Below are 12,497 nucleotides of genomic sequence, written 5' to 3'. Positions count from 1 at the left end.
ATCGCCGTTTGGAAGTTTCTTAGTCTCTACGAAACGGTAACCTGGAATATCTTTCTTAGGTTGTTCACCGTCTTCGGTTGGATATCCTGGAATTTCATTCCCTTCCTTATCCTTATGACTAGTCTTAACCTTCTCATAAACGTGCTCTGTGTCGCCGTTTGGAAGTTTCTTAGTCTCTACGAAGCGGTAACCTGGAATATCTTTCTTAGGTTGTTCACCGTCTTCGCTTGGATAACCTGGAATTTCATTGCCTTCCTTATCCTTATGACTGGTCTTAACCTTCTCATAAACGTGTTCTGTGTCGCCGTTTGGAAGTTTCTTAGTCTCTACGAAGCGGTAACCTGGAATATCTTTCTTAGGTTGTTCACCGTCTTCGGTTGGATAACCTGGAATTTCATTCCCTTCCTTATCCTTGTGACTAGTCTTCACTTTTTCGTAGACATGTTCTGTGTCACCGTTTGGAAGTTTCTTAGTCTCTACGAAGCGGTAACCTGGAATATCTTTCTTAGGTTGTTCACCGTCTTCGGTTGGAATTAATGTATTCCCCTCAGTATCTACAAATGAAGTAATTGGACGTACAGTTGGTGTGTATTTTGCAGTTATTTCTGTTCCGTTCTTATCAACTCGTTTGACTGTAACTCCTGAAGCCTTCCCAACAAAGTCTTTTTCTGGTGTGAAAGTTACCACACCATTTTCATCAATGGTATAAGTTCCTTCTCCCGGAACAACTTTCTTAGTTGTGCCATCATCAAAGGTTGGTTTAACATTTTCATCAATTTCAACAGTCTTCTCCACACCGTTTACTTCAACTTTACCACCAGTAAAAGTTGGTGTACCGTTTTGTGTTTGTCCTTTAGGTCCTTCAGACTCATCATCTGTAGAAGTTGGTTTAACAGGTATTACAGTTGGAGTATACGTTGCTGTAGCAGTTGCTGTAATATCCGTATCATTAGCATCTTTTCCTAATTTTGCAGTAAGTGAAACTGTGACAGGTGTAGCTGTACCGGTAAATGTCTTCAATGGAACAAAAGTTACTTCACCTGTTTCATTATTAATTGAGTAGGTACCCTGACCATCAATTGTTAGAGTATCAACAAATCCACCTGTTTTTGGATCTACTAACTTAGCAGGCGAAGAAGCACTTGGTTTTACTGGTGATCCATCTCCAACAGATGTAAAGGTTGGAGTTTCTTTTTGAGTAGCACCTTGAATATCAGTCGAAGTCACATTATGTCCTTCAATCGTATCAGTTACTGTAATATGGTAGGTTGTTGTAGCGGTTGATGAATCAACTCCATGATCAACTCCCGACTCAGTTCCACTGATTGTTGCTTCAGTAGTATAATTTCCATTACTATCAATAACATCAATCTTAACAGTATATACTCCTACTTCATTTAAGCTATATCCACTAGCAATATTATAGTTATTTGCATCTTGTTTGGTATCAAATACTTTTTGAACTCCTGAAGGCGATGTTACTGTGATTCTAGTGATATAGGTAGTTTTTCCATATTTAGTATCTTCAGAGTCTGAGATGCTTACTGCAGCTTTTGCTTCATTACGAAGGTCAACAGCTGTACCTTTTGTTGAAGTATAATCTTGTGAAGTTGCTGTTGGTTTTGTATTTACTACAGTTGCCACATCAGTATTTGTTGCAATCGTCCCTCTAATAATACCACCAAATCCTGACTTAGTATGAACTTCCCAAGAGTCATTTTCAAGCTTAGTAGCAGTCACTTCAGTTCCATCAGATGACGCCCAGGTATTTGAATGTTTATCGTAAGTGACAGTTACTGACATTCCATCTCCTACCTGATTAGTATTCTTAGAAACATAAATCGTTTCTGGACGAGTTGGCGTTTCTACACTTGTCACTTTCCCAGTGCTATCAAGCTGTCGAATGTACTCATAGATATAAAATTTCATACCACCGTCTTGCTGAGCTTCTGTGTACACTTGACGTTTAGTCCATCTTGTCGTACCATCACCATTCAGTGTTTTACTTTCAGCATAGTCGCCAGGTAACTCCCAGTGTCCGGTAGCCTTATTAAAAGTAGCAGTATGTTTTTGCCCATCCGTTCCATTTAACTCAACTTGTTCACGTAAGAAAGTTCCCTTAACATTTTCAGCAGATGCTTCTACTTTGATATTATCAACACCAACTTTGGCAGTTGCCTCTGATGTCACAGGAATATTAAAGACTGTATCGGAATCTACAATACCTAATTCTTGATTTTCAGAAACAGCTGTGTTGGTTGAAGCACTGTCTACGAGCCATTTGCCATTAACTGCTTTTAGATTGGTTACAGTACCATCCGGCATTGTAACCTTAGCACTTGTAGCACCTTTCGAGATTTTAACAGGAACTGTTGTTGAATAGGTTTCAACGTTTTGAACTTCAACTTTAGGCTTAACAACTACAGTAATAGAACCGTGCGCCTCTTGACCTGACTGATTCCATGTCGTATTATTAGATAACTTATCATAATCTTTAGCAAATACGGAGACTGTGTAAATTCCTGCTTCAGTTAATTTTCCAGAAATGATTCCTCTCCCCATATTCGTTTGATCAGCAGCTTGCTCTTCAGAAGTACTGTTTGCAACACTATAGCTAGTACCTGGAATTAGGACTTTAGAATCATCTAATTGTTCACCAATGGTGTTATATCCTGAAACTCCTGTCACTGCTCTAGAAAATCTTTGAGGCACTCTTACAACTTTTCCTTCAATCGTCGTGTAGTTATAAGTTCCTCGACTATTTGCTGGTGTTGCACTTGCACCTGACTCATCATAGAATTGAATGTTTACATTAGCATCGTCACCAACAATACGATCATAACGCTCAGAATCTGATTTTATTTTAGGAGGCGTGCTATCTTGCCACCCAACCCAACCAGCACGAAGATTCTGAATTTGGAAAGTTACCGTACGACCATCTGTATTGGTCGCAGTAATATTAAATCGTAAATCATAAACTCCATTTTCAATATCCGCTATAACTTTTCCTTGAATTGTGTCTGTTTCTGAATCGTATGTCAATCCCGGCACAAGGTTAGTTGGGGTTACAGAAGTTAAACTCCAACCAGCTTGCTTGGCATTTTCAGAAACAGCGATACGATCTTTCAAACCTTTAATATAAACTCTGTCAACTCCTTGTTCATACCCATAGCCATAAATTTCTGTAGCTAGGTATTCATAACCACCGTTGGCAGAATATATTGACGTCGCAGCGTTTGAAATTTTTGACCCATCCGCACGGAGTTTATTTCTCCAAAGTGGTGCTTCTTCTGCTAATTTTTTAGCGGCATCAGGGGTTAATGGATAGTCTACACGTCCTTTGTTGTTATGACCAGTTTTTCCACCTTGTTCTGTATGCATCCCATTTCCAGCATTTGTATCATTACCAACCCGCTGATTAGAATAGACTTCAATCTCTAGACCTGTAGCATCAGTACCCGTAATTAATTTAATTTCTTGTACTGGAATCGTATAGGTATCCTTACCTGTATGATTTGCAGCATTTGTTTCCGATGCATGAGTTGTGTTAGAACCCTCTTCGGCATAGAAATCTTGAGCAGCCAAAGCGACTCCAAAGTTTCCATCTTTTCCGATTCCTGCTTTTTTTAGCTCATTATATACTGCAAGAATTGACTCGTTCAAACGTGACAATTGTTCATTGCCTTGTTTAGCTGTAACGCTATCCGTAGCTAACACTTTTTTAGCTTCCGCAATAACTTCCTTATTATTAGCTATCGCCGCCTCAATTGCCGCTTTGTTTTCAGCCTCAAGCTTATTTTTCCGGACTGCTTCAGTTGCTAAAACATTGGTTACCTCAGCTTCAGAGGTAACTTGTTCTAAGACTTTTTTAGCTTCTTGGACTGGTTTGACAGTTTCTTCTGCTTCTTTTGTTTCTTTTGTTTCTTCTTTAGATTCCGTTATTTTCCCAACTTCGACAGACTCAGCAAAAACCGTAATTAAATCCTTAATCTTAGCAAGTTCAGTATCCACTTCCTCTTGCTCAACTATCTCTTTTGAGATGACAGATTTCGCAGAATCTAATAGTTCTTTAGCAGATGTTAGTACCACGTCATCTATATTCTTTGCTGTTTTTACTTTCTCTTCAAGTTCTGTAATTTTTTTAACTAAATCCGTTTTATCAACCGTCTTAAGGGCAACTTCTTTTTCTTTATTAAACGAAGTTTCTGATTTTTCTGTTTCCGTAGAAGATTCCGCATTCAATGTCGATGTTGAAACAAGCGTAGTATCTGCCCCTTGAAGTTCCATCGCAGATACTGCTCCATTGCCCAAAAACATCAAACCTGCTGAAATTGCTACTGATGCCGCTCCAAAACTATACTTTCGAATCCCATATCGAATGTATTTCTCCGTTCTAAAACCCTGTTGCTTACTCTTCATAAGAAAAACAACCTCCCTATTTTTATTATATCGATATTGAAATATAGAAAAAAAACGAAATTTCTTCCCTACTCAAAAGATGGTCTTTAAATTTCATTATTCTAAAAGGATTATATCCTCGTATTCAATATGCATATTCATACTAACACTTTTTTATATCTTTTTCAACATTTTTAATAAATTTATTTGAGAAAAATACAAAAATAATTTAACATCAAATACTTTAAAATGCCAACATTCACATAGGTTTACATCATGTAAATTTCAGATATTATTTATCTTATAATTAAATAAAATACACTTTTATGTATTAATTTGTTTTTTAGGGTTTTGTAGAAGTTGAATTTTTCCCACCCTTATATTGTTATAACAAAAAAATTTCTATAAGAAGTACACAAATCAAACAGTATATTTCTTAACCGTTATTTATAGATTATCATGAAAATTTGACTTAGAGGCCGAAACTCTAAACCTTGACTACAGATTCATTTTTTGTTAAAATGTAACAAATTTTATTACATCTATCATAAGATAATCCGTGAAAGGACTTCAACTATGAAATCATTAAAAGGTATTTTATTTATCGGGCTTAGTATGTTTCTGACTATCCTAGCTTGGCTCAGTTCAGGTGTTAGTCAGTTTCTAATCCCTGGTTTAGCTCTCACTACTCTTTCACTTACTTTTATACTAGCTAGCCGTTTACCCCTGCTTGAAGCTTGGTTTAACGGACTTGAAAAGATGTATCTAGCTCATAAATTCACCGCTTTTCTATCCATTCTCCTACTAACCCTACACAACTTTAGCATGGGCGGTCTCTGGGGTTCGCATTTGGCCGCCCAGTTTGGAAATATCGCTATCTATATCTTTATCAGCATCGTTCTGGTTGCCTATCTGGGACAATACATCCAGTATGAAGCATGGAGATGGATTCATCGATTGGTTTATCTAGCTTATATCTTTGGCCTCTTTCATGTTTTGATGATCATGGGAAATCGCCTTCTCTCCTTTAGTTTCCTAGGTCTTATCTTTGGAATCTATGCTATTTTAGGCTTGCTTGCAGGTTTTTATATTATTTTCCTTTATCAAAAGATCGGTTTCACCTATCTTGGAAAAATCGTAGGAATCAAACGCCTCAATCACGACACGACTGAAATTGAAATAGAACTCAGTCATCCTTTCACTTACGAATATGGACAATTTGCCTTTCTAAAAATTTTCCAAAAAGGTTTTGAGACTGCTCCACACCCTTTCTCCATCTCAGGAGGACAAGGACGAACTCTTTATTTTACGATAAAAAACTCTGGTGACCACACCAAGAATATCTATGACAATCTTCAAGTTGGTAGCAAGGTTGCGGTTGATCGCGCCTATGGGCATATGACTATGGAACATGGTCCAAAGCAGCAAATCTGGATTGCAGGTGGAATTGGAATGACACCTTTCATCTCTTATATCCGGGAGCATCCTATCCTAGACAAGAGCGTCCGCTTCTACTATAGTTTCCGTGGAGAGGAAAATGCTGTCTACCTAGATCTACTTCGAGACTACGCCCGTCAAAATGCTAACTTTGACCTGCAGCTGGTCGATAGCAATGAAAAAGGATACCTGACTTTGGATCAAGAAGAAATCCCTGACCAAACTACAGTCTATATGTGTGGACCTCTTCCTATGATGAAGGCCCTTGCCAAGCAAATCAAGAAAAAGAATCCCAAAGCAAAACTCATTTACGAAGGTTTCAAGTTTAAATAAGATCATTGTCCCTCTAACACAAAAGAGGGACTTTCTTTTCACTTTATTTCCCTCTTCTGTGCTATACTTAGTTTAGTACATTCTTTGAGATTGGAGCCAGTATGAAAATCCATAAAACCGTGAATCCCGTTGCTTATGAAAACACTTATTATCTAGAAGGGGACCAACACCTGATTGTGGTTGACCCAGGTAGCCATTGGGAAGCTATTCGCAAGACCATCGAGAAAATCAACAAACCAGTCTGTGCGATTCTCCTGACCCACACCCACTACGACCATATTATGAGTCTGGACTTGGTTAGAGATACTTTTGGAAATCCCCCCGTTTATGTAGCAGAAAGTGAAGCCAGCTGGCTTTACACTCCAGTCGACAATCTCTCTGGCCTACCTCGTCATGATGATATGGCTGATGTCGTCTGCAAACCAGCTGAACACACCTATGTCTTTCATGAGGAATACCAGATCGAAGAGTTTCGTTTTACGGTATTGCCAACACCTGGCCATTCTATCGGAGGTGTTTCTCTGGTTTTTCCTGATGCCCATCTAGTCTTAACCGGAGATGTTCTATTCCGCGAAACCATCGGACGGACAGACCTTCCTACAGGTAGCATGGAACAACTTCTCCATAGTGTCCAGACTCAACTCTTCACTCTTCCTAACTACGATGTCTATCCTGGGCACGGCCCGGCTACGACCATCGCTCACGAAAAGACCTTTAATCCCTTTTTCTAGCAAACAAAAAACCAAGGATAATTTCCTCGGTTTTTTTGTAGCTTCTATTTTTATGTTAATATTTTCTCAGAAGAATCAATATTGACTAGAAAAATAATTCAAAACTAATTAGCCGGATTCAATTCTTTCCAACTAATGTTAGACAAATCAAGCTTTTCAGAAGAGATATCTAAAACTTGCTCTGCTTTTTCATTGCCACCGATTTGAATAGTTGCTTCTTTAATCTTCTGGACTCCATTTTTATCAAACGAATATAAAGCCAAGTTCATTTCTGGACGGGTTGACTGCCAGTCTGCATAAGAGACTAGACCATTTTCGTAAATAACAAAGCCTGAGCGAAAACCACCTGCAGAAGCTACATAAGCTGTGTGAAGTAAGTTAGGCTTTTGATTTTCCAAATAATAAATGGCTGAAACAAATTTTTCATCACCAATAAGCAACTCGTCTTGCCCATCCTTATTCAAATCAAGAAGGGCATATTTCCAATCTGGTGCATTTTGATAATCCATTCGAGAAAAAATCAGGCTATATTCTTCTGAAGCAATCTTGTGTTGTTTATTTTCCTGGTATAAATCCTCTCTATTACCTTGCTTTAAAAGGTCTGTAAAGTGATTATAACGTTCAATCACTTCTTTATATACATCTTGTCCAGTTTCCTTCTTATTTTCAACAGTCGATTGCGATTCCTTGGTTGACGAGTCACTAGTATTTTCAGCCTTTGCTTCTGTTGATACACTAGTCTTATCGTCTTTGGAGACAGATGATAGTGCAGATGAAGGTTCTGTATTGTTCCTATTTTTATTGAGACCACAAGATGCTAGAACTGAAATCGAAAGAATAGCTGATAGCATCATTAAAAATTTCTTCATGTTAACCTCGATAGCATTGCATTTTCAGATTGATAAACTTCAAAAATGAACCATTAATTCCAAGATGATACTTTGTTAGGGACTTACTTTACCAAATAATCACACGGTCCTCTGGTGAACGCCACATACCGTCGCCTTCTTTGACATCATAGGTTGTAAAGAAGTCATCGAAGTTTGGTACTTGGACATTGACACGGAGTTTAGCTGGCGCGTGCACATCCACACTGGCCATGAGTTTCATCAACTCCGGACGGCCTTTCATACGCCAGATACGAGCAAAGTTGTGGAAAAATTCTTCAGCAGAGAAGTCTGGTTCTCTCTTGGCAGCTTCAAGGGCTGCGGCGATCCCCCCTAGGTCGGCAACATTTTCGGATACGGTTAGTTTTCCATTAATCCTTGCGCCATAGGATTCTTGACCATCAAACTGGTCGATAACTTTCTGCGTTTTTTCCTTAAAGGCAGCATAGTCATTCTCAGTCCACCAATCCTTGAGACTACCATTTTCATCAAAAGAAGCACCATTTGTGTCAAAGGCATGAGAAATCTCATGGGCAATAACAGCACCAATACCACCGTAGTTGGCAGAAGACGACTGATGCAAGTCATAGAATGGAGCCTGTAAAATAGCAGCTGGGAAGACAATCAAGTTCTTCTGAGGATTGTAGTAGGCATTAACCATGTGTGCTGGCATACCCCACTCCTTGTAGTCAACCGGTTGGTTCCACTTGCTCCAGCTGTGCTTGATTTCCACACGCGCAAAGGCTAGGGCATTCTCAAAGAGGCTGGCAGTTTCGTCCACTACCTTGTCCTTGTAGCGTTCTGGCAATTCCTCTGGGTAACCGATATAAGGCTTGATGACATTGAGTTTGACAATGGCCTTATCACGCGTTTCAGGAGTGAGCCAGTCATTCTTAGCCAAACGTTCCTTATAAACATCGATCATGGTCGCTACTTTTTTCTCAACGTCTGCCTTAGCTTCAGGAGAGAATTTTTCATGGGCATACCAAAGGCCAAGAGCTTGTTTAAATGGTCCTTGTGCTAAATGATAAGCCGCCTTTCGTTTGTCTTGAGCTTCTGGAACACCTGAAAGAGCACGGCCATAAGCACCTGACAAGATACGGATCTCGTCAGTGAGATAGCTTGTTGAAAGATTGACTACACTCAAGATCAAGCTTGCCTTAAGCAAAGGCCAAGCTTCTTCACTATAAAACTGGTCTGCTGCTTGCCAAAAACGTTCCTCGTCTACGATAACCTTATCTGGAGTTTGTCCAAGAACTGTTTGGAAGAAATCATCCAAAGGGAGGGCAGGAGCAAATTTCTTGAAATCTTCATAAGCGTATGGATGGTAGAGTTTGGCATATTCTGAACTTTCTTCGTTTGAAAGAACCACTGATGCGATACGACGGTCCAATTCCAATCTCTTCTCTAGTAAGTCTTCGATTTCCTCATCTGAAAAATCATAGGCTTTGAGAAGATTTGCGCTACTTTCCTTCCAAAGCGTTAAGAGTTCCTCACGTTGAGGATGGTCTTCAGTATAGTAGGTTGTATCAGGCAAAATAGTCCCTGGTGCACTTGCCCAGAGAACATTGGTTCTGGCATCCATAAAGTCTGGTGATACCCCAAATGGAAGGAAGTTTGGCTTGCCTGCTAGTTCAAATTCTGCTAGTTTGCTGGTGAAATCTGCGAAACTCTCCAAATCTTGGTATTCCTTGAGCATTGGCAAAACAGGCTTGATCCCATCTGCTTCTCTCTTGTCAAAATCACGTACCATACGATGGTACTTAACAAAGTTTGCGAGGATGGCATCCTCTGGGACTTCTTCACCTGCCAACCACTTGTCTGTAGTCGCCAGCATCAACTCTTCAATTTCCTCGTCAAGGTCAATAAAACCACCAGTTCGAGATTTGTCAGCTGGAATGACAGCTGTTTTTTCCCATTCGCCATTGATTGCATCATAAAAATCGTCTTGATAACGTGTCATCTTGTTCTCGCTTTCATTTTTTCACTTATTCTTAGCTTAGCAAAAAACACTTGGGAATGCAATTAAAAATGGTCTCTCTTTTTTCTTCATTTTTCAGTTATTATTTTAAATTTTTTAAAAATTAACTTGACTTAATTTTTTTTTAATGTATATTAAAAGGCAGGAGGAAAACAACTGTATGATACTTATCGAAAACCTCAGTGTCTCCTACAAAGAAACGTTGGCACTAAAGGATATTTCACTAGTGCTCCACGGACCAACTATTACCGGAATTATTGGTCCAAACGGTGCTGGAAAATCAACTTTATTAAAAAGTATGTTGGGAATTATCCCACACGAAGGTCAGGCCTTTCTCGATGACAAAGAAGTCAAGAAATCTTTACATCGAGTTGCCTATGTCGAGCAAAAAATCCATATCGACTACAATTTCCCTATCAAGGTCAAGGAATGTGTCTCACTGGGACTCTATCCATCTATCCCGCTCTTCCACACTTTAAAGGCCAGCCACTGGAAAAAAGTAGCGGATGCACTTGAAATCGTTGGACTCTCAGACTATGCTGATCGCCAAATCAGTCAGCTCTCTGGAGGACAATTCCAACGTGTTTTGATTGCCCGCTGCTTAGTGCAGGAAGCTGACTACATCTTTTTAGATGAGCCTTTTGTCGGGATTGACTCGATCAGTGAAGAGATTATCATGAATACACTGAGAGACCTTAAAAAAGCTGGTAAAACAGTTCTCATCGTCCATCATGACCTCAGCAAAGTCCCTCATTATTTCGACCAAGTTATGCTTCTCAATCGAGAATTGGTTGCTATTGGTTCAACTGAAGAATCCTTTACCGAAGCCAATCTTAAGAAGGCCTACGGTAGCAAACTCTTTTTCAATGGAGGTGACCTATGATAGCAGAATTTATCGATGGATTGCAACATTTCCATTTCCTACAAAATGCCTTGATAACAGCTATAGTCATCGGGGTGGTTGCTGGAGCCGTGGGATGTTTTATCATCTTACGTGGAATGTCTCTCATGGGGGATGCCATCTCTCACGCAGTTTTGCCCGGCGTAGCCCTTTCCTTTATCCTGGGAATTGATTTCTTTATTGGAGCGATCATCTTTGGCTTGATGGCTTCCATCATCATTACCTACATCAAGGGGAACTCTATCATCAAGAGTGACACTGCCATTGGTATTACCTTTTCATCTTTCTTAGCCTTAGGTGTCATCTTGATTAGTGTTGCCAAGAGTTCGACAGACCTCTTCCATATCCTTTTTGGGAATATCCTCGCTGTCCAAGATACGGACATGTGGATCACCATTGGTGTGGGGGCATTGATTCTCTTGATTATCGGGATTTTCTTTAAACAACTATTGATTACATCCTTTGACGAGCTTTTGGCTAAAGCCATGGGAATGCCCGTCAATTTCTACCACTATCTGCTCATGGTGCTCTTGACCCTTGTGTCAGTCACTGCCATGCAAAGTGTTGGAACGATTCTTATCGTAGCCATGTTGATTACCCCAGCTGCGACGGCTTACCTTTATGCGAATAGCCTAAAGAGCATGATTTTTCTTTCATCAACCCTAGGGGCAACCGCTTCTGTTTTGGGACTCTTTATCGGCTATAGCTTCAATCTCGCAGCAGGATCCAGCATCGTGCTCACATCTGCCAGCTTCTTCTTAATCAGTTTCTTTATCTCTCCAAAGCAACGATACTTGAAACTAAAAAATAAAAAAATCAATAAATAAGGGGAAACCCTTCTGGAGGAATCTAATGAAAAAATTAGGTACATTGCTTGTTCTTTTTCTTGCTATCATTGGATTAGCTGCCTGTGCTAGCGGAAAAAAAGACACAGCATCTACAAACCAAAAACTAAAGGTTGTAGCAACTAACTCTATCATTGCTGATATTACTAAAAATATCGCTGGTGACAAGATTGATCTTCATAGTATCGTTCCTGTTGGTCAAGACCCACACGAGTACGAACCACTTCCTGAAGACGTAAAGAAAACTTCTGAGGCTGACCTCATTTTCTATAACGGTATCAACCTTGAAACAGGTGGCAATGCTTGGTTTACCAAATTGGTTGAAAATGCCAAGAAAACTGAAAACAAAGACTACTATGCAGTTAGTGATGGCGTAGATATCATCTACCTTGAAGGTCAAAACGAGAAAGGTAAAGAAGACCCACACGCTTGGCTCAACCTTGAAAATGGGATAATTTATGCTAAAAATATCGCTAAACAGTTGATTGCAAAAGACCCTAGCAACAAGGAATTCTACGAAAAAAATCTCAAAGACTATACTGAAAAGCTAGACAAACTGGACAAGGAAGCTAAAGAGAAATTTAACAATATCCCTGCTGAGAAAAAACTCATTGTAACCAGCGAAGGATGCTTCAAATACTTCTCTAAAGCTTACGAAGTTCCAAGTGCCTACATCTGGGAAATCAACACAGAAGAAGAAGGAACACCTGAACAAATCAAGACCTTGGTTGAAAAACTTCGCCAAACAAAAGTTCCATCACTCTTTGTTGAATCAAGTGTCGATGACCGTCCAATGAAGACTGTTTCACAAGACACAAATATCCCAATTTACGCGCAAATCTTTACTGATTCAATCGCTGAAGAAGGTAAAGAAGGTGACAGCTACTACAACATGATGAAATACAACCTTGACAAGATTGCTGAAGGTTTGTCAAAATAATCCATTAAAAACGTCATTCTCACCGAATTGGCGTTTTTTTACAC

The 12,497-nt window shown here is 39.5% G+C and carries 8 protein-coding genes; 5 read left to right on the top strand and 3 right to left on the bottom strand.

Annotated elements, in window-relative coordinates:
- On the bottom strand, positions 1–4,419 hold a 4,419-nt coding region (locus HMPREF8571_RS04940), incomplete at its 3' end, for a YSIRK-type signal peptide-containing protein (RefSeq protein ID WP_000837694.1).
- A 555-nt stretch (positions 4,420–4,974) separates the two neighbouring features.
- On the opposite strand from HMPREF8571_RS04940, the gene HMPREF8571_RS04935 reads away from it, so the two are divergent.
- Together HMPREF8571_RS04935 and HMPREF8571_RS04930 are read left to right on the top strand one after the other, a co-directional pair.
- Positions 4,975–6,168 carry a ferric reductase-like transmembrane domain-containing protein gene (locus tag HMPREF8571_RS04935; RefSeq protein ID WP_004239874.1) on the top strand — a complete coding sequence of 398 codons (1,194 nt, stop codon included), beginning with the start codon at positions 4,975–4,977 and terminating at the stop codon, positions 6,166–6,168.
- A 101-nt stretch (positions 6,169–6,269) separates the two neighbouring features.
- A complete protein-coding gene (locus tag HMPREF8571_RS04930; protein WP_000690834.1) occupies positions 6,270–6,899 on the top strand; it encodes an MBL fold metallo-hydrolase in 630 nt (209 codons plus the stop codon).
- Positions 6,900–7,003: 104 nt separating this feature from the next.
- Here the strand turns inward: HMPREF8571_RS04930 and HMPREF8571_RS04925 are convergent, their stop codons facing one another.
- Both HMPREF8571_RS04925 and HMPREF8571_RS04920 read right to left on the bottom strand, forming a co-directional pair.
- Positions 7,004–7,768: a hypothetical protein gene (locus tag HMPREF8571_RS04925; protein ID WP_004239872.1), complete on the bottom strand. Its 765-nt coding sequence runs from the start codon at positions 7,766–7,768 to the stop codon at positions 7,004–7,006.
- Positions 7,769–7,856: 88 nt separating this feature from the next.
- Entirely contained in the window at positions 7,857–9,749 is a 1,893-nt protein-coding gene (locus tag HMPREF8571_RS04920) for a M13 family metallopeptidase (protein ID WP_000199238.1), read from the bottom strand.
- A 178-nt stretch (positions 9,750–9,927) separates the two neighbouring features.
- On the opposite strand from HMPREF8571_RS04920, the gene HMPREF8571_RS04915 reads away from it, so the two are divergent.
- Genes HMPREF8571_RS04915 through HMPREF8571_RS04905 form a run of 3 tightly spaced genes read left to right on the top strand, consistent with a single transcriptional unit; the run spans position 9,928 to position 12,453 of the window.
- Positions 9,928–10,650 (top strand): metal ABC transporter ATP-binding protein, encoded by a 723-nt coding sequence (locus tag HMPREF8571_RS04915; RefSeq protein WP_000600669.1) that lies wholly within the window; start codon positions 9,928–9,930, stop codon positions 10,648–10,650.
- Entirely contained in the window at positions 10,647–11,495 is an 849-nt protein-coding gene (locus HMPREF8571_RS04910; RefSeq protein WP_000559774.1) for a metal ABC transporter permease, read from the top strand. The genes HMPREF8571_RS04915 and HMPREF8571_RS04910 overlap by 4 nt, the downstream gene beginning before the upstream one ends.
- A 25-nt stretch (positions 11,496–11,520) precedes the next feature.
- Positions 11,521–12,453, top strand: coding sequence for a metal ABC transporter substrate-binding protein (locus HMPREF8571_RS04905; protein WP_000733054.1), 933 nt, complete (start codon positions 11,521–11,523; stop codon positions 12,451–12,453).
- Positions 12,454–12,497: the final 44 nt, after the last annotated feature.

Origin of the sequence: Streptococcus mitis ATCC 6249 (genome assembly GCF_000146585.1) — a bacterium.
In the GTDB taxonomy this organism is placed as follows: domain Bacteria; phylum Bacillota; class Bacilli; order Lactobacillales; family Streptococcaceae; genus Streptococcus; species Streptococcus mitis_AZ.
The sequence above is the reverse complement of the archived record's forward strand: the minus strand, read 5'-3'. Positions and strand labels throughout refer to the sequence as shown.